Genomic DNA, 18,714 nt, shown 5'->3' on the forward strand with positions numbered 1-18,714 from the left:
GCGCAGGCCGCTACAATGCGGGTTTGCCCTTGAACCGGACCGCCATGCAAGACCAGATCATCCAAGCGTTGCGCCAGAACGAGGCCGACCAGGCCGTGCAGCTGGCCCAGGCGTGGACCCGTGATGAACCCGGCCAGGCCGAGGCCCACCGCTGGCTGGCGCTTGCGCTGCAGCAGCAGGGCAAGGCCGAGGACGCGATGGAGGCCCTGCAGCAGGCGCTGCAGCTGGCCCCGGACAATGCCCAGCTGCACCTGCAGCACGCCGGCCTGCTGCTGGCCCTGCGCCAGTTCGACGGCGCTGGCGAAGCACTGACGCGCACCACCGGGCTGGACCCGAACGCCTTCGCTGCCTACCTGATGCAGGCCCACCTGGCGATCGGCCGCAACGATTTCGATGAAGCGCAGCGCCTGTCCACCCTGGCCTCGCGTGTCGAACCGGGCCACCCGGAACTGCTGACCATCGACGGCATGATCGCGCTGCGCCGCGATGATGCCGATCGCGCGCTGACGCTGCTGTCGGCCGCCAACCAGGCCCAGCCCAACGACATTCGCGTGCTCTACGCACTGGGCTTCGCCTACCTGGGCAAGAACATGCTGGCCTTCGCCGAGCAGGCGTTCCGCCGCGTGCTGGAACTGAACCCGACCATCGCCTCGCTGCATGGCCTGGTGGTGCAGCTGGCCATGCGCCAGGGCAACCTGGACGCTGCCGCCGAAGCGATGCAGATCGCGCTGCAGCAGCAGGGCCTGGATACGCCATCGATGCGACGCCTGGCCGGCGAACTGGCACTGCGCAGCGGCCAGCCGCTGCAGGCGCTGGAGCACCTGCTGCCGTTGCTGGAATCGCTGCCTGACGACCGCGACGTACTGCAGTTGCTGCTGATGTCCTGGCAGCGCCTGGGCCGCGAAGACGAGGCCCGCGCACGCCTGGATGCCGCCCTGGAGCAGCACCCGCAGCTGCACGACCTGTGGCTGGCACGCCTGGCGGTGGAAGAGGTCGGCAGTGCCACCGCCGCCGCCACGGTCGAGCGCTGGATGGACGCGATGCCGGGCCACCTGCCGGCGCTGGAAGCGCGCCTGCGCCTGCACGACATGGTGGGCGAACACGCCCAGGCCGAAGCGATCGCCGAGCGCATCGTCAACCTCGAACCGGGCCGCGTCAGCGGCGAAACCCGCCTGGTCGAAGGCCTGCTGCAGCGCGATCCGGCCGCCGCGGTCGCCCGCGTGCAGGCGCTGATCGACATGGCACCGGAAGGCCACCGCGCCGACCTGCGCACCTGGCTGGGTGAGATCCAGGATCGCGCCGGGCAGCACGAAGACGCGCTGCAGACCTGGCTGGCACTGCAGGCCGACCAGGCACCGCAGCGCCTGCCGCTGCCGCCGCAGGCCAAGGCGCCGCCGAGCTGGCCGGACAAGGGCGAGATCGACGGTGATGCCACTTCCGCGCCGATCTTCCTGTGGGGCGCGCCGGGTTCGGGCGTGGAGCGCGTGGCGACCGGCCTGGCCGCCGCCAGCCCGGTGCTGCGCAGCGACCGCTATACCTCCAACGCACCCGACGACGCGTTCCAGAACTACCACACGCTGCAGGACCTTGCCTCGGGCGTGCTGACCCCGGAGCGGCTGGTGCAGCGCTGGCGCGAACAGCTGCCGTCGCGCGGCGTGCAGGACGACGCGATCATCGACTGGCTGCTGTGGTGGGACAACGCGCTGCTGTGGGCGCTGCGCCCGCAGCTGCCGCAGGGCCGCCTGCTGGTGGTGCTGCGCGATCCGCGCGACATGCTGCTGGACTGGGTGGCCTACGGTGCCGCCGCACCGCTGGCAATGACCTCGCTGGCCGAAGCCAGCGAATGGCTGGCGCGCGCGCTGGCCCAGGTCGCCGCCCTGCACGAGGACGATCTGTACCCGCAGGTGCTGCTGCGCATCGACCAGATCGGCAACGATCCGCAGGCGATGGCCGAACTGCTGGGCCGCCTGTTCGAGCGGCCGATGCCGCCAGCCGCGCAACTGGGTGCGCCGCGCTTCCCGCCGGGCCACTGGCGCAACTACCGCGACGTGATGAGCGCCGCCTTCGCCAAGCTCACCCCGATCGCGGTGCGCCTGGGTTATCCGGAAGAGTGAGGACACGCCGATGCAACTGAGCAGCCACAGCCTGACCAACGGTGCACCGATCGACCGCGAATTCGCCGCCGGCGATGCCGCGGGCTTCGCACCGGACCGCAATCCGCACCTGGCCTGGAGCGATGTGCCGGAGGGCACCCGTTCGTTCCTGCTGGTGTGTGTCGATCCGGACGTGCCGACCGTGCCGGAGACGGTCGGCCGCACCGACATGAGCGTGCCGCGCGACCAGCCGCGCTGTGATTTCGTGCATTGGGTAATGGCCGACATTCCGGCCTCGGTGCGCGAGATCGCCGCAGGCAGCTGCAGCGACGGCTTCGTGGTGAAGGGCAAGTCCGAACCGGCCGGCCCGGCCGGCAGCCGCCAGGGCCTGAACGACTTCACCGGCTGGTTCGCAGACAATCCGGACATGGCCGGTGACTACCTGGGCTATGACGGCCCGTACCCGCCGTTCAACGACGAACGCCTGCACCACTACTTCTTCCGCGTGTTCGCGCTGGACGTGGCATCGCTGCAGCTGCCTGCACGCTTCACCGCCGCCGACGCCTACCGCGCCATGCACGGCCACGTGCTCGCCGAAGCGGCACTGCACGGCACCTACACCTTGAACCCGGCGCTGGGCTGAGAGCCCTTGTAGGGCCGGGGCATGCCCGGTTTTGCTTTCTGCAGAGTCGAGCCATGCTCGACTTTGCCTTGTAGAGCCGAGCCCATGCTCGGCTGCTTCTGCTACGCAATGGACCTGCAGTAAACAGCAAACCCTGCCAGGAACGCATCCGCTTCGGCGCGATGCACTTCCGACTGAAGCACCTCGAAGATCTCCTCCGGTTCCAGGCCCAGCACCGGTACACGCAGGAACAGCGTTGTACTGAACGCGGCACTGACCGTGGACAGCACCGCGCGAAGTGCCTGCAGCATGTCCTCGCCACGATGGGACGCATGCACTAACGCAATGGGCCGACCGACGATCTGGTCGCCGGATACGAGCCAGTCGATCGCATTCTTCAATCCGCCGGGAATGCCACGCACGTATTCAGGGCTGCACACCAGCACACCGTCGCTGCGGGCGATGGCCGCCTTGAAGCGCGTCACGCTGCAGGGTTCATCGGTGCCTTCCAGATCGGGGGAGAACACCGGAAGTTCGCCGACCCCGGCGTAGACCTCGATCTCCATGCCGGGCGGCGCGATGGTTTTCAGGGCCACCAGCAGAGCGGTGTTGGTCGACTGCCGGCGCGCGCTGCCGGATATGGCGAGAATCTTCATCGTGGCAAGGCTGGCACGTGGGGCTGCGTCGACGCTACAGAACGTAGAAGGGCGACCTCGTGGCCGCCCTTCTGTTTATTTACTTCTTCTCGATGGCCGACTCGACCACCATGTCCAGCACGTACGCCTGCGATGGCGCATCGGCCGGCGGGTTCTTCACTTCGTAGCGCTTCACGCGCACCACGTTGCGCACGCCGTCTTCGTGGGTGTAGCCCTCGATGGTGCCGTAGAAGTTCTCGAACTTGCCCGGCTCACCCTGCTTCAGGCCCTTGTCGTCGAACTTCACTTCGCGCACCTGCAGGCACTGGTAGTCCGGGATCAGCGGGTGCGAGCACTTCTGCGTCTTGGCGGCCACTTCCAGGAACACGGTTTCGCCGGCGCCGCCGTAGCGGGTTTCAGCGGTCGGCTCCGGGTTGAACACCAGCACGTCGCCCTTGGCGTTGGTCAGCGTCAGCTTGCCATCGGCATCCTGCTCGGCCTTCAGCTCGCCCTGCAGGCGGCTCGACACGGCTTCGTCCAGCGCCATCAGCGCCTTGTCGGTGCAGGCCATCATGGTCGAGGCCATCGCGCTGACCGTCAGCTTGCCGTCGGCCAGGGTGTAGCCGCCGCCCATGCGGTTGCAGGTGTTGCTGACCGACAGTCGGCCATCTGCGAAGTCCAGGGTGACCGGCTTGTCTTCGCGGGCGAACAGCGCGTCGATGCGCTTGCCGTCGGCGCCGGTGGCCTGCTGCAGCAGCCAGTGCTGGCTCTGCAGGCGCTGCGCATCCAGGTGCGCCAGCGTCTGCTGGTCTGCTGCCTTGGCCGCGGCCGGGGCCACGTCGTCGCCGCCGGTGCCGGCCGGGGCCGGGGTCTGGCTGCAGGCGGCCATCAGGGCCAGCGGGAGGAGCAGCGTGAGCTTGCGGTTCATGGTGATTCTCCTTGGGGAACCGTGGGGGAAACGGGGTGGGGCCGGCAACGGGGTTACCGTACCCCGGCGCTGTTCAGCTGCCGGAGGGCAACCACAGCAGCAGCGCCGCGCCCAGTGCGATGCGGTAGATCGCGAAGGCGGTGAACCTGTGCGACTTGATGTAGCCCATCAGCCACTTCACTACGACGAAGCCGGTGATGGCCGCGGCAAGGAAGGCCACGCCCACGTCGGCCCAGTCCTCGCTGCCCAGCTGCCCGGCCTTGGCCATTTCCAGGAAGGTGTAGGCGCTGGCGGCGAACATGGTGGGAATGCCGACCAGGAACACGAACTCGGCGGCGGCGGCGCGGCGGCTCAGGCCCAGCAGCATGGCCAGGAAGATCGCCGAGGCCGAGCGCGAGGTGCCGGGGAACACGCCGGCCACGACCTGTGCCAGGCCCACGCCGATCGCCACCGTCCAGGTCACCTGGTCGCGGTCGGGCAGGCGCGCGGTGTAGGCCTCCACCAGCAGCATCCAGACACCACCGATGATCAATGCCCAGGCCACCGGGCTGACCGTCTCCGGCAGCGACCAGCCGGCCTTGCGCACCACCAGGCCGACCACGGCGGTGACCAGGAAGGCGGCGCCCAGCTTGAACACGTACTCACGGTTCTCGCGCTGGTTGAAGCCGGTGGCCAGCTGCAGCAGGCGCTGGCGGAACACCAGCACCACGGCCACGATCGCGCCGGCCTGGATGACGATGTTGAAGAAGTCCGAGCGGGCACCCAGCCAGTGCTGGGCGATGAGCAGGTGGCCGGTGCTGGAGATCGGCAGGAATTCGGTCAAGCCTTCGAGGATGCCCAGCAGCAGGGCGGAGAGCAGGTCGGACATGGACGGTGCGTGACGCGCGGCGGAAGGAAGGTCGAGAGGATAGACGATCCCTGCCGCACCAAACGGGTGCGTCTGGTGGCAGGTGCACCCGTTTGGTGCGCACCGTCCTGCACCGCCACGGAGCGCCCTTTTTGAAATCAATGACTTGCGGCCAGCGAAAAGTTGGCACGGTCGTTGCTGTACCTCAGCAGGCATTCATCCCCATCCGAGGTCGTACCGATGTCCGTGGAAAACGTTGAGAAGCTGATCAAGGACAACCAGATCGAGTTCGTCGATCTGCGTTTCGTGGATATGCGTGGCGTCGAGCAGCACGTCACCTTCCCGGTCAGCATTGTCGAACCGTCGCTGTTCGAAGAAGGCAAGATGTTCGACGGCAGCTCGATCGCCGGCTGGAAGGGCATCAACGAATCGGACATGGTCCTGCTGCCCGACACCACCAGCGCCTACGTCGACCCGTTCTACGCAGATCCGACCATCGTGATCAGCTGCGACATCCTCGATCCGGCCACCATGCAGCCGTACGGCCGCTGCCCGCGCGGCATCGCCAAGCGCGCCGAGGCCTACCTGAAGTCCTCCGGCATCGCCGAAACCGCGTTCTTCGGCCCGGAGCCGGAGTTCTTCATCTTCGACTCGGTCCGTTTCGCCAATGAAATGGGCAACACCTTCTTCAAGGTCGATTCCGAAGAAGCCGCCTGGAACAGCGGCGCCAAGTACGACGGCGCCAACAGCGGCTACCGTCCGGGCGTGAAGGGCGGCTACTTCCCCGTGCCGCCGACCGACACCCTGCACGACCTGCGCGCCGAGATGTGCAAGACCCTGGAACAGGTCGGCATCGAAGTGGAAGTGCAGCACCACGAAGTGGCCACCGCCGGCCAGTGCGAGATTGGCACCAAGTTCAGCACCCTGGTGCAGAAGGCCGATGAACTGCTGCGCATGAAGTACGTGATCAAGAACGTCGCGCACCGCAACGGCAAGACCGTCACCTTCATGCCCAAGCCGATCGTGGGCGACAACGGCAGCGGCATGCACGTGCACCAGTCGCTGTCCAAGGGCGGCACCAACCTGTTCTCCGGTGACGGCTACGGTGGCCTGAGCCAGCTGGCGCTGTGGTACATCGGCGGCATCTTCAAGCACGCCAAGGCCATCAATGCCTTCGCCAACTCGGGCACCAACAGCTACAAGCGCCTGGTGCCGGGCTTCGAGGCGCCGGTGATGCTGGCCTACTCGGCCCGCAACCGTTCGGCCTCGTGCCGCATTCCGTGGGTGTCCAACCCGAAGGCGCGCCGCATCGAAATGCGCTTCCCGGACCCGATCCAGTCCGGCTACCTGACCTTCACCGCACTGATGATGGCCGGCCTGGACGGCATCAAGAACCAGATCGACCCGGGTGCACCGAGCGACAAGGACCTGTACGACCTGCCGCCGGAGGAAGAGAAGCTGATCCCGCAGGTCTGCTCCTCGCTGGACCAGGCGCTGGAAGCGCTGGACAAGGACCGCGAGTTCCTGAAGGCCGGCGGCGTGATGAGCGATGACTTCATCGACGGCTACATCGCGCTGAAGATGCAGGAAGTGACCAAGTTCCGCGCGGCCACCCACCCGCTGGAATACCAGCTGTACTACGCCAGCTGACCGGATGCGATGGCGGTGGGTTCCCCCTCCCACCCGCCGCCATCGCTTCCGTTTTCGCGGCTGGGGAGCCGCGGTCAGATCGGGGTCGGATCCCGTTCGTTTACGAATGGGCGCTGATCCCTATCCAGGGGCAAGAGAGAGACCGGATACGCGACCAGGGCCGCCCTCCCTCCCGCGTCGGTCGTGCAAGGAGAGAGGCACGGCCGTCCCGGCCCTGTACGTGTCCGGTGCAACAGCCACGGTCATCATCCTGATGACCCGTGGTTGCCTGATGCCAACGCGCGCTGGCGCGCTGGCCCCATCCACCCTCGGGACATGCGCATGAAACTGATCTCCGCCATCATCCGACCGTTCAAGCTCGACGAGGTCCGCGAGGCCCTGTCCGATGCAGGCGTGTCGGGCATCACCGTGACCGAAGTGAAAGGTTTCGGTCGCCAGAAGGGCCACACCGAGCTGTATCGCGGCGCCGAGTACGTCGTCGATTTCCTGCCCAAGATCAAGATCGAAACGGTGGTCACCGACGAGCGTGCCGACGCGGTGATCGAAGCGATCCAGTCGTCGGCAGGCACCGGCAAGATCGGTGACGGCAAGATTTTCGTCACCGCCGTCGAACAGGTCATCCGCATCCGCACCGGCGAAATCGGTGCCGACGCGCTGTAACCCCCTTCCGGAGATTCCCCCCATGAAGATGCGCCTTCTCACCGGGTGGCAAGCCCGGTTCCATCTGGTGTGCCTGTTGATGCTGCTCAGCGCACTGGCCGCCGGTGCCTGGCCGGGCAGCGCCCATGCCCAGGCCCAGGTATCGCCGTTGCCGAGCGAAAGCGTGGCGGTCGAGCCGCTGCACGATGCGGCCGCCACCGCCGCGGCGCCGGCCGTGGCCGAAGCGGCCGCCGCCTATGATCGTGGCGACGTCGCCTGGATGCTCACCTCGACCCTGCTGGTGCTGTTGATGGTGGTACCGGGCCTGGCCCTGTTCTACGGCGGCCTGGTGCGTTCGAAGAATGTGCTGTCGGTGCTCAGCCAGATCCTGGTGGTGTTCTCGCTGGTGCTGCTGCTGTGGGTGGCCTATGGCTACAGCGCGGTGTTCAGCGCCGGCAATCCGTTCTTCGGCTCGTTCACCGAATTCGCCTTCCTCAAGGGCTTCACCCCGGAGTCGGTGGGCAACACGCCGATCAAGGGCCTGCCGGACTATCTGTTCGTCGCGTTCCAGTCGACCTTTGCCGGCATCACCACCGCGCTGATCGTCGGTGCCTTCGCCGAGCGCATCAAGTTCCGCGCGGTGCTGCTGTTCTCGGCGCTGTGGTTCACCCTCAGCTACATCCCGATGGCACATATCGTCTGGGGTGGCGGCTACCTGGGTGAGCTGGGTGCCATCGACTTCGCCGGCGGTACCGTGGTCCACATCAACGCGGGCGTCGCCGGCCTGGTCGGCGCGTGGTTCGTCGGCAAGCGCCTGGGCTATGGCCAGACCGCGCTGAAGCCGCACAATGTGCCGTTTACCTACATCGGCGCGATGCTGCTGTGGGTGGGCTGGTTCGGCTTCAACGCCGGCTCGGCAGCAGCGGCCGACACCGTGGCCTCGCTGGCCTTCCTCAACACCGTGCTGGCCACCGCCGCTGCCGTGCTTGGCTGGACCCTGGTGGAGGCGATCGGCAAGGGCAAGCCGTCGGCGCTGGGCGCTGCGTCGGGTGCGGTGGCCGGTCTGGTCGGCATCACCCCGGCCTGTGGCACCGTCGGGCCGCTTGGCGCGATCGTGATCGGTTTTGTCGCCGGCGTGGTCTGCGTGTGGGGCGTGACCGGCCTGAAGCGCCTGCTGAAGGTGGACGACACCGCCGACGTGTTCGGTGTGCATGGTGTCGGCGGCATCGTCGGCGCGATCCTCACCGGCGTGTTCAGTGCGCAGTCGCTGGGCGGCACAAAGGCCGATCTGGATATCGCCCATCAGGTCTGGGTGCAGGTGGTCAGCGTCGGCCTGACCGTGGTGTGGTCGGCGGTGATGACCGCGGTCATCCTGCTGGTGGTCAAGGTCGTGGTCGGCCTGCGGGTGACCGAAGAGGCCGAACGCACCGGCCTGGATGTGACTTCGCACGGCGAGTCCGCCTACGAGGCCTGACGTGGCGGCGCACTGACGTGGTGGGCGCCGACCGTTGGTCGGCACTTCCACTGTCCTTGTTCTGGTAGGTGCCAAGCTTGCTTGGCACGGGGTCTGGGTCTGCTCTGGTGGGTGCCGACCGTTGGTCGGCACAGCGGGTAGCCCATCCACGCATGGCGTGGCTCTACCGTTCCTGCTCCAATGGCTGTCTGCAGGTGGGCGTGTACACGCCTCCAACGACCTCGATGGACTACAGAACGGAGTAGGCGTGATCCAGGCGACTTCCGCAGCAGTGATGGAAGACATCGAATGGTATGTCTACCTGCTGACCCTGGACGACTACAGTCCGCATGCGCTGGTGCGTAGTGTGGCCGGCGCAGGAGATCGAGAACACTGGAGCTTCGCTGTGGAGCTCACCTGTCGCTGCCTTTCCTCCGGTCTGTGGCGACTCTCCTACGGCCTGCCTCCGGAGCTGGGGCTTTCCAGCATCGATCGTCGATCCGAGCACCAGCAGTCTGATCAACATCACGGTGCCTGGAGCACATGCATTGGATCCGGGCTTTGTGATCCGACAGGTGCTTCCGGATGGATTCGGTGGATTCTCAGTCTCAACCAGAGGCTGGGGTACGGGTTCGCGTCCAATGTTCAACTCGAATTGGTGGGCCAAGTGTGGAGTTCCAATACGCGCGATACTGGTGGCGAAGTTGGCAAGTTGCGGTGGCCTTGGAGTACTTTTCCCTCAAGGCAGAAATGCATGAGCTACCGGGGCTCTGATGGAAAGATGGTGGAGATCTGCCAGTGAGTGAGCGTGAGTTGGGGGCAAAGATTGTGTCTGTGATTGCCAGCTCCGTGCTTGGAGCGGCTCTATTCATAGGCATTCCGCTGAGTTCTCGGATAGGCAGCTTTTCGCAGGCTGCAATTTTCACATCGCTGGTTTGCGCCATAGCCGCTGTGTCGGGCCTCATCTTCGGTGTGCCCGGGGTTATGCTTGTGGACAAGTTTCTTCCGCGGTTCAAAGCTCGTTATGTTGTAGCTGCACCAATCTGTGCCTTGTTGGCGTGGCTCGCGTTCGAGGGTGCCTTCTCTCCTGGCGCTTGGATAAAGGTCTGGACCAGTCCTTCCTTTTGGTTTGGGTGGGCTCCCAGGCGCGCTGGCATCATGCTTTTCATCGGGTTGGCCGTGGGTGCCTTCTACATGTTGATCTGGCCGCGGATTGGACGAATGATGAAGGTCAACACGGCCTTGTGACTGAGGGCGATGGAATCGGGTGCCTGTGCGCAGCAAGGTGGCGGCGGCAAATAGCCAGGCATACAGCGGCGCGGGGAAGTAGGGGGCATCGATGAGTACAACCGTGCACTGAACGCAGTGACGACGGCGCTGGTGGGCGGTGTGGCGGGACAGGGCGCTGGCCAGGCCGCGTCCAATGCACTGGCGCCCTATGCCGCTCACTTCATCGGCAGCACGCTTGACCCGAACCACGGCAGCGACCCCAATGCGACTCTGCAACTGCTGTCGCATACGGTGTTGGGTGCGCTGCTGGCGGAAGCCGATGGTGGCAGTGCGGGAACCGGAGCCGTGTCCGCGGCCGGCGGCGAGTTGGCCGCGAAGGTACTGACTAATACATTGACCGGCGGAGACCCCTCCAAGCTGAGCCCGGAGCAGAAAGAGATGGTGCTGGCGTTGTCGCAGGCAGTTGGCGCACTGGCGGGCGGGCTGTCGGAGCAAAAGAAGGTCACGAAATGAGTGCTAGTGATGTGAAAGATGCTGGAAGAATTTCCGTTCAGGCTGCATATGTATTGATGTGCGTGTTCCTTCAGAAGTATATGGAGAGGGGGGAGGGGCAGGACACTCTTGTTGATCTGTTATCTTCGGGAGGGTCATTTCTATGGGCGAATGGCTTGCCCAACGATCCGGCAATGTGGGATGACTGGTGTGATGCATTTGCAGAGGTTGTCACCGTGGGGAGTGCTCTTAATTCTGAATTTTGTAGCGCACAAATTAATTCGTCGGGCGAGTACTTGGCGTTGCTGGATGCGTTCTCGGTAATGATGGTATTCCTTGAGTCGATTTTTGACCGATCTGGTGAGGATCTTCCGCTGTTCGAAGTTGTTGTTCGCCTTATGTCGCCTCTAGGTGATTCCGGTTGTCTTGATGATTCCTCTGTCTGGGCTGAGTGGGTGGAGTCGGTTAGGAAGGTGAGGGCATAGGGTTCTGGGCGGTTGCTTGTTCAATGGAAGTTGGGGTTAAACGGCCGCCTCGATGAAGTTGCTCGGCTTGACGGTGTTGCCAGTCTGTATGTCACCGGTCGAAGCAGTGGTGACGCGCCAAGGTAGATTTCTTCGCAATGCGGGCGCGGAGGGATTGACCAGATCGGCCACTGGCGGGATCTGAGGGGCCGTTGATGAATCATTTTGTTTAAGTTGTTATGACGGTTGTTCCTGGGTTCACGTGTCCACGGTGTTGGAATGGATTCGGCGGCATGGCTGGGTCCGTTTCGAGGATTGAAGGTAGGTGATGAGGAACTTGGGCGTTTGGCTATTCGAATTGGAGTTTGAGATTTGGGCATGAGGTGGGGGCGTTATTGAGTTTTTTGCATGACAGCTCCCCAGTTCTCCAGCGATCCGGACGAAGCGAAGAACCACGGCTGCAGTCATGGTTACAATTCGTCCATGATCAGCCCCCGCCTTCTGGCTTCCACACTGCTGGCCCTGGCCCTTTCGGCCTGCACCGCCACCGCGCCTGTGCAGCACAACCCGCTCGCCACCTGGCTCCCATCACCCAACCAGAACGCGCGCACCCCGGTCATCATCGTCATCCACCACACCGAGCAGAAATCGGTGCAGCAGAGCCTGCATACGTTGCGCACGGCCAACAGCGGTGGGCCGGTCAGTGCGCACTACCTGATCGGCGCCGATGGCCATCGTTACCAGCTGGTGGCTGATGAGCGCCGTGCCTGGCACGCCGGCGCCGGGCGCTGGGGCACCATCACCGATCTCAATTCGGCTTCGATCGGTATCGAGCTCGACAACGATGGCCGCAGTCCGTTCAGTGCGGCACAGATCGAATCGCTGATCGTGCTGCTGCGCGATCTCACCACGCGCCTGAACATCCCGCCGCGCCAGGTGATCGGCCATGCCGACCTGGCGCCGACGCGCAAGCAGGATCCGAGCCGCTTCTTCCCATGGCAGCAGTTGGCCGAGGCCGGTTTCGGCGTGTGGCCGCGCGCGGCCGACGGCGCGGCACCGGAAGGTTTCGACGCGTGGAATGCCCTGGCCCGCTTCGGCTATCCGCTGGACAACCGCGAAGCCACCGTCGCCGCCTTCCACCGCCGTTTCCGTGGCCGCGACGACCTGCCGAAGACGCTGGATGCCGAGGACGCCCGCATCCTGCACTCGCTGCTGCTGCAGACGCCGTGACTCCGCGCATGAACGCTTGGCCCCGCGCTGGGTTGCCGCCCAGCGGCCGGCCCGCCACCATGGCGGCATGATCGATTCCGCCACCTTCTTCAAGCGCAAGCACTGGACCCTGCTGGCGGCGGCCGTGCTCGCCGGTTGCGCCACCACCGCTCCCCGCACGGGCTCCGAAGCGCCCACGCCGACCTCGCCGCCGGCGGCCACCTACGCCAAGGTCGACTGGAAAGCCCTGCCAGCGGTCTCGGACAGCGATCTGCAGGCCGGCTTCGTGGCCTGGCGCAGCAGCTGCGCCCGCCTGAAAAACGACGCTGTCTGGGCCAAGCCCTGCGCCACCGCCGCAGCGGTGTCAGACAAGAACCCGGCCGCGATCCGCCAGTTCCTGCAGCGCGACCTCGATGCCTATGCGCTGCGCGCCGGTGGTCATCAGGCCGACGGATTGATCACCGGCTACTACGAGCCGATCTACCCCGGCAGCCTGACCCGCACCGACAAGGCGACGGTGCCGGTCTACGGCACGCCGGATGATCTGGTGGTGGTGCAGCTGGACAGCCTCTACCCGGAACTGAAGGGCAAGCGCCTGCGCGGGCGCGTCGAAGGCAAGGTGCTCAAGCCCTATGACGACGCCGGCACCATCGCGGCCAAGGGCGCCAAGGCGCCGGTGCTGGCCTGGCTGACCGATCCGATGGACCTGCAGTTGCTGCAGATCCAGGGGTCCGGCCGCGTGCGCCTGGCCGATGGCAAGCAGGTACGGCTGGCCTATGCGGAACAGAACGGCCACCCCTACCGCGCGATCGGTCGCTGGCTGGTGGACCAGGGCCAGCTGAAGAAGGAAGACGTCACCATGGATGCGATCCGCGCCTGGGCCCGGGCCAATCCCACGCGCGTGCCGGAACTGCTGCGCAGCAACCCCAGCTATGTGTTCTTCGTGCGCAATCCGGACAGCCCGGAAGGCCCGCGTGGTTCACTGAACGTGCCGCTCACCGCGGGCTACAGCGTGGCGGTAGACCGTACCGTGGTGCCGCTGGGCAGCCTGCTGTGGCTGTCGACCACGCGCCCCGATGGCACGCCCGTGGTACGCCCGGTGGCTGCGCAGGACACCGGCGGCGCCATCGCCGGCGAGGTGCGCGCCGACCTGTACTGGGGCAGTGGCGATGCCGCCGGCAAGCTGGCCGGCGACATGAAGCAGAAGGGCAACATCTGGATGCTGTGGCCGAAGGGCGTGCCCCTGCCGAACTGAACCAGCAGGGGGCGGATCCCTTTCCAAAGGAAAGGGCTCTGGCCCCGGATGCCTGATAATGGCGCCATTCCGAACTTTCCGGCCGCGCCTGCGGCCAGGACCCCTGCAATGACCTACGCAAAGCACAACGCAAAACCCGGCGCGAAATCCGCCGCAAAGAAGTACTACAAGCATTGGGCCGAATCGGGCCTGGGCAAGGGCAACGTGCTGATGGAAGCGCGCGGCGACAAGATCGTGCGGCAGGTGGAAATCTACGGCACCAAGATGGTCTGGGCCGACGAGCACGCCCACAGCGATGACCGTTTCCTGCTGGCCGACCAGCCGGTGTCGTTCCTGGATTTCGACGAGGACGACGAAATCTCCGCGCGTGAATTCGAAGCCGCCTGGAAGAAGGCACGGGAAGCCACCGGCTACCCGGTGTAATCCCCCCGGCTCCCGCCCTTGTAGCGCCGAGCCTTGCTCGACGCTGCAAAAGCGGGCATGTGAAATGTTATACGATTACATTTCACCGCAACTGCCTCCTTCCCATGAAGACCTCCACCCTTGTGGCCGCCCTGGCGGCCGCACCGTTCGCCCCTGAAGCTCTCGCACAGTCCGCCGATGCCGCGCTCACCCTCGGCAAGGTGCAGGTGCACCAGCACGGCGAAGGCCAGCTCAGTGCGCACCAGGTGCTGACCTCGGTGGACGTGCTCGGCGCGGACCAGATCGAAAACCGCAACGTCTCGCACAGCTGGGAACTGCTCGGGCAGATGCCCGGCATCCAGCTCACCGAAACCCGGCAGGGCGCCGAATCGGGCAAGGTCAGCTTCCGCGCCTTCAACGGCGAGGGTTACCTCAATGCCATCAAGACGCTGATCGATGGCATCCCCAGCAACGTCAACAGCGGCAACCAGCGCTTCATCGACATGCTGTTCCCGCTGGACATCAGCTACATCGAAGTAGTGCGTGGTACCAACGACCCGCGCTATGGCCTGCACAACATCGGCGGCAACGTGAACTTCGGTACGCGCCAGGGCGGCAGCTACACCGATGCGCGCCTGGCCTACGGCAGCTACAACACCCGTGATGCGCAGCTGGCGATTGGCCGCGAAGCCAATGGCTTCGCGCAGAACTACTTTGTCGGCACCCAGGCCAGCGATGGTTATCGCGACCACGACACCTCCAGGAAGTACTCGCTGGGCGGCAAGTGGTTCTTCGGCACGCTGGACGAAGGGCTGCGCGTGGGCCTGACCGCGCGCGCCTACCACCATGAGGCCGACGAACCGGGCTTCATGACCGCCGAGGAACTGCGCACGCACCGCCGTGGCAGCGAGCTGCGCAACGGCAACGATGGCGATGACCGCGACATGCGGCAGATCGCCGCGCACGTCGACCTGAAGCTGTCCGACGCACTCACCTTCGGCACGCGGCTCTACTACAACCGCTATGAAGACGACCGCCGCGTGACCTTCAGCGACCTGCCCACCGGCAACCTGCCGCGCCAGCGCCGCGTGTGGGATGAACGCCAGACTGGCCTGCTCAGCACGCTGACCTGGCAGGCCAGCTCCACGCTTACTGTCGAGGGCGGCCTGAACTACGAGCAGCAGGACAACGGCTATATCCGCGAGCGCTATGCCTACGCCGAACCGACCGATTACAGCCAGCCGCCGGCGCGCGTGCAGAACGACGACCGCCACAGCTTCGACAACTGGGGCGCCTACGTGCAGGCCATCTACCAGCCCGCCGAGGCGTGGAAGATCGTGCCGGCCTATCGTATCGATCGCTTCAGTGGCAGCACGCACCTGATGAACGGCATCACCGCCCGGCTGCAGGATTACGGCAGCATCGGCCAGCCCAAGCTGAGCATCATCCACAGCCTGGGTCAGACCACCCACGTCTACGCCAACTGGGGCCGCACCTTCCAGGTGCTGACCGGGTCCACCGCACCGGCCTACCTCACCCCGGGGCAGGCGCCGATGCAGCCGTCCACCAATACGGGCATGGAGCTGGGCCTGAAGTTCCAGCCGTTCCAGGGCGCCCAGGCGCGCCTGGCGGTGTGGCAGCAGGACGCGGAAAACGAGGTATCCAACATGCCTGCCACCGGCACCACGGTCACCCTGGGCAAGACCCGCCGGCGCGGCGTGGATGCGCAGTTGAGCCTGCAGCTGGGCGATGACTGGACGGTATGGGCGTCGCACGCCTACCAGGAAGCGAAGATCACCCGCGACGACCGCGATGCCGGCATTTCCCTGCACGGCCGCGAAGTGGCCGCCACCCCGCGCCACATCAGCAATCTGGGTGTGGACTACCGCGCCAGCGACGCGCTGCGCCTCGGCCTGCAGGCACGCGCGCAGGGCGACTACTACCTTGAGGAGCGCAACGTGGCCGGCAAGTTCGGTGGCTTCGCCGTGCTCGACCTCAGTGCTGCCTATCAGCTCACCCCGCGTTTCAGCGTGGACCTGCAACTGAAGAACGTCACCGGCCGCCAGTACGCCTACGCCTGGTACGACAGCTTCTTCTGGGACAGCGCCCGCCCGATGTTCTCGCCGGCGCCGGGCCGCAGCGTATTCGTCGGCCTCAACATGAAGCTGTAGCCGGCCACGCATCTGGCAATGGTCGAGCTTGCTCGACCTGCAGCAGGGGTCAGATCCCTTTCCGCCAGGAAAGGGCTCTGACCCCGAACCCCGCGTTTTGCACTACATTGGTGCAATGTCCGACCCCGCTCCCCCGCCGTCCCTCGATGCCCTGGGCACGCCGCTGGCCTGGGCCGGGGCCGATGGCTGCATTGCCGGCTGCAATCCGGCCTTCGCCCGCTGGCTGGGCGTCAGCGTCCGGCGCCTGCTGGGTCGGCCACTGGCGGCACTGGAAGTGCAGGGCGAGGCACTTGCCCATTTCCTGGCCCGCGATGAGCGCGACAGCCTGCGCCTGAACCGGCTGGCGCTGGCGGTGCCCGGCGAGGCGCCGCGCTTCGCCGAGGGCTGGATGAGCCGCCGCGACGATGGTGGCTGGCTGCTGGAGGCGCATCCGGTCGATGAATTCCCCGGGCTGGACCCAACCCAGGCGCTGCCCAGCGCGCTCAGCGCGGCGCTGAAGGGCCTGGCCCACGAGCTGCGCAACCCGCTGGCCGGGCTGAAGGGCGCGGCCCAGCTGCTGGCCCGCCGCGCGGCGCAGCGCGACGCCAGCGAACGTGAGCTGATCGAACTGATCGGCTCGGAGATCGAGCGCCTCAACGGCCTTCTCGACCAGCTGCTGTCGCCGGCCCCGGCCGCGCCGCATGCGGAACTGAACATCCATGCCGCGCTGGAACGTGTGCTGCGCCTGGCCGAGAACGAGGCCGGCTGGGCGGTACGCCTGCAGCGCGACTACGACCCCAGCATTCCCGAATTCCACGGCGACGCCGACCGCCTCACCCAGGCGGTGTGGAACCTGGTGCGCAACGCGATCCAGGCCGGTGCCGGCAGCATCACCCTGCGCACCCGCGTGGAGCATGGGGTGCGCATCGCCGAGCAGTTGCACACGTTGGCCTTGCGCCTGGAAATCGCCGACGACGGCCGTGGCGTGCCCGAGGAGCTGGCCGAACACCTGTTCCTGCCGCTGGTCAGTGGCCGTGCCGAAGGCACCGGGCTGGGCCTGGCACTGGCCCAGCAGGTCGCGCGCGAGCATCGCGGCACGCTCACCTACCGCTCGCGTCCGGGCCATACCGTGTTCACCCTGCTGTTGCCGATCGGCAACGGCGCCGCTCCTGCCGAGGAGGCCCCGCGCGATGTCTGAGTCCCCCACCACCGCACAGCGCATCTGGGTGGTCGACGATGATCGTGCGGTGCGCTTCGTACTGTGCACCGCGCTGCGCGAGGCGGGGTACCAGGTCGTCGATTTCGACAGTGCCGCTCCCGCCCTGCAGGCGTTGAGCGCGGGCCAGCCACCAGCGCTGCTGTTCACCGATGTGCGCATGCCCGGCGACGATGGCCTGGTACTGCTGGACAAACTCAAGGCCGCGTTGCCGCAGCTGCCGGTGGTGGTGATGTCGGCCTATACCGATGTCGCCAGCACCGCCGGTGCGTTCCGCGGGGGCGCGCATGAATTCCTGTCCAAGCCGTTCGACCTGGACGATGCCGTGGCGCTGGCGCAGCGTGTGCTGCCGGCCGTGGCGCCCGCGCTGGCCGCCCCCAGCCCCGCCGCCGAAACGCCCGGCGACCAGCCGCCGCAACTGGTGGGCGATACCCCCCCGATGCGTGCGCTGTTCCGCGCCATCGGTCGCCTGGCGCAGGCACCGCTGGCGGTGCTGATCACCGGCGAGACCGGCACCGGCAAGGAGCTGGTGGCCAATGCGCTGCACCGCGAATCGCCGCGTGCGCAGGGCCCGTTCGTCGCGCTCAATACCGCCGCGATCCCGGCCGAACTGCTGGAGAGCGAGCTGTTCGGCCACGAAGCTGGCGCCTTCACCGGTGCGCAGCGCCGTCATGTCGGCCGCTTCGAGCAGGCCAACGGCGGCACGCTGTTCCTGGATGAGATCGGCGACATGCCGTTGCCGCTGCAGACCCGCTTGCTGCGTGTGCTGGCGCAGGGTGAGTTCTTCCGCGTCGGTGGCCGCGAGCTGATCCGCGTCGATGTGCGCGTGGTGGCCGCCACCCACCAGGATCTGGAAGGCCTGGTCGCGCAGGGCAAGTTCCGCGCCGATCTGCTGCATCGCCTGGACGTGGTGCGCCTGCAGTTGCCGCCGCTGCGCGAGCGCCGCGAGGACATCGCGCAACTGGCCAGCACGTTCCTGGCCGCCGCCGCACGCAGGCTGGATACGCCGCCGAAGCGCCTCACCGCCGCGGCTCTGCAGGCGCTGCGCGAACACGACTGGCCGGGCAACGTGCGCGAACTGGAGAACGTGTGCTGGCGGATGGCCGCGCTGGCCGCCGCCGACACCATCGGCGTGGCCGATGTCGATACCGCGCTGAACCGCGCGCGCGGCCGCCGCAACAGCGGCAGCGCAGCCGATCCGGGCCAATGGGAAGCGCTGCTGGCCGAATGGGCGCGCCGTCAGCTGGCCGAGGGCGTGGAAGGGCTGCACGCGCAGGTGCGCGAGCGGGTCGACCATGCCCTGCTGGAGGCAGCGCTGCAGATCACCCACGGTCGCCGCGCCGAAGCCGCTGCCCGCCTCGGCCTCGGCCGCAATACCCTTACCCGCAAGCTGGGCGCCGGGCGCCGCCGCGGGGGCCATTGAACGGTC

The 18,714-nt window shown here is 66.4% G+C and carries 17 protein-coding genes; 14 read left to right on the forward strand and 3 right to left on the reverse strand.

Going from position 1 to position 18,714, the window contains the following annotated elements; genetic code table 11:
* Positions 1–44: 44 nt before the first annotated feature.
* The gene (locus ACT6SE_RS21700; protein WP_444811058.1) at positions 45–2,114 is read left to right on the forward strand and encodes a tetratricopeptide repeat protein; all 2,070 of its coding nucleotides are present in this window, start codon (positions 45–47) and stop codon (positions 2,112–2,114) included.
* 10 nt (positions 2,115–2,124) lie between these two features.
* Positions 2,125–2,736: a YbhB/YbcL family Raf kinase inhibitor-like protein gene (locus ACT6SE_RS21705; protein ID WP_046427765.1), complete on the forward strand. Its 612-nt coding sequence runs from the start codon at positions 2,125–2,127 to the stop codon at positions 2,734–2,736.
* A 101-nt stretch (positions 2,737–2,837) separates the two neighbouring features.
* Here ACT6SE_RS21705 and ACT6SE_RS21710 read toward each other — a convergent pair whose 3' ends face one another.
* The 3 genes from ACT6SE_RS21710 to ACT6SE_RS21720 form a co-directional block, all read right to left on the reverse strand.
* Entirely contained in the window at positions 2,838–3,371 is a 534-nt protein-coding gene (locus ACT6SE_RS21710; protein WP_046427768.1) for an NADPH-dependent FMN reductase, read from the reverse strand.
* A 79-nt stretch (positions 3,372–3,450) separates the two neighbouring features.
* Complete coding sequence (locus tag ACT6SE_RS21715; protein ID WP_049420290.1) at positions 3,451–4,278, reverse strand: META and DUF4377 domain-containing protein; 828 nt, start codon at positions 4,276–4,278, stop codon at positions 3,451–3,453.
* Positions 4,279–4,351: 73 nt separating this feature from the next.
* Positions 4,352–5,146: an undecaprenyl-diphosphate phosphatase gene (locus tag ACT6SE_RS21720; protein WP_014645490.1), complete on the reverse strand. Its 795-nt coding sequence runs from the start codon at positions 5,144–5,146 to the stop codon at positions 4,352–4,354.
* A 219-nt stretch (positions 5,147–5,365) separates the two neighbouring features.
* On the opposite strand from ACT6SE_RS21720, the gene glnA reads away from it, so the two are divergent.
* The 12 genes from glnA (at position 5,366) to ntrC (ending at position 18,708) form a co-directional block, all read left to right on the forward strand.
* Complete coding sequence (gene glnA / locus ACT6SE_RS21725) at positions 5,366–6,775, forward strand: type I glutamate--ammonia ligase (protein ID WP_014645491.1); 1,410 nt, start codon at positions 5,366–5,368, stop codon at positions 6,773–6,775.
* Between the two features lie 321 nt (positions 6,776–7,096).
* Entirely contained in the window at positions 7,097–7,435 is a 339-nt protein-coding gene (locus ACT6SE_RS21730) for a P-II family nitrogen regulator (RefSeq protein ID WP_004134334.1), read from the forward strand.
* Positions 7,436–7,457: 22 nt separating this feature from the next.
* Entirely contained in the window at positions 7,458–8,888 is a 1,431-nt protein-coding gene (gene amt, locus ACT6SE_RS21735; RefSeq protein ID WP_014645492.1) for an ammonium transporter, read from the forward strand.
* A 274-nt stretch (positions 8,889–9,162) separates the two neighbouring features.
* Positions 9,163–9,669 (forward strand): hypothetical protein, encoded by a 507-nt coding sequence (locus ACT6SE_RS21740; RefSeq protein WP_146257712.1) that lies wholly within the window; start codon positions 9,163–9,165, stop codon positions 9,667–9,669.
* A gap of 563 nt (positions 9,670–10,232) precedes the next feature.
* Entirely contained in the window at positions 10,233–10,610 is a 378-nt protein-coding gene (locus ACT6SE_RS21745) for a VENN motif pre-toxin domain-containing protein (protein WP_041862933.1), read from the forward strand.
* Positions 10,607–11,074 carry a hypothetical protein gene (locus ACT6SE_RS21750; RefSeq protein WP_134966507.1) on the forward strand — a complete coding sequence of 156 codons (468 nt, stop codon included), beginning with the start codon at positions 10,607–10,609 and terminating at the stop codon, positions 11,072–11,074. The genes ACT6SE_RS21745 and ACT6SE_RS21750 overlap by 4 nt, the downstream gene beginning before the upstream one ends.
* Positions 11,075–11,536: 462 nt before the next feature.
* Positions 11,537–12,283: an N-acetylmuramoyl-L-alanine amidase gene (locus ACT6SE_RS21755; RefSeq protein ID WP_041864003.1), complete on the forward strand. Its 747-nt coding sequence runs from the start codon at positions 11,537–11,539 to the stop codon at positions 12,281–12,283.
* A 67-nt stretch (positions 12,284–12,350) separates the two neighbouring features.
* Positions 12,351–13,517: a murein transglycosylase A gene (gene mltA, locus ACT6SE_RS21760; RefSeq protein ID WP_046427810.1), complete on the forward strand. Its 1,167-nt coding sequence runs from the start codon at positions 12,351–12,353 to the stop codon at positions 13,515–13,517.
* A 108-nt stretch (positions 13,518–13,625) separates the two neighbouring features.
* A complete protein-coding gene (locus ACT6SE_RS21765; RefSeq protein WP_005411860.1) occupies positions 13,626–13,940 on the forward strand; it encodes a hypothetical protein in 315 nt (104 codons plus the stop codon).
* 104 nt (positions 13,941–14,044) lie between these two features.
* Positions 14,045–16,090: a TonB-dependent receptor gene (locus ACT6SE_RS21770; protein ID WP_046427800.1), complete on the forward strand. Its 2,046-nt coding sequence runs from the start codon at positions 14,045–14,047 to the stop codon at positions 16,088–16,090.
* Positions 16,091–16,205: 115 nt separating this feature from the next.
* Positions 16,206–17,267: a two-component system sensor histidine kinase NtrB gene (locus tag ACT6SE_RS21775; RefSeq protein ID WP_032959394.1), complete on the forward strand. Its 1,062-nt coding sequence runs from the start codon at positions 16,206–16,208 to the stop codon at positions 17,265–17,267.
* Positions 17,260–18,708, forward strand: coding sequence for a nitrogen regulation protein NR(I) (gene ntrC, locus ACT6SE_RS21780; protein ID WP_046427803.1), 1,449 nt, complete (start codon positions 17,260–17,262; stop codon positions 18,706–18,708). The genes ACT6SE_RS21775 and ntrC overlap by 8 nt, the downstream gene beginning before the upstream one ends.
* Positions 18,709–18,714 lie beyond the last annotated feature (6 nt).

The organism is Stenotrophomonas sp. LC732, assembly GCF_052446685.1.
Taxonomy (GTDB): Bacteria; Pseudomonadota; Gammaproteobacteria; order Xanthomonadales; family Xanthomonadaceae; genus Stenotrophomonas; species Stenotrophomonas muris.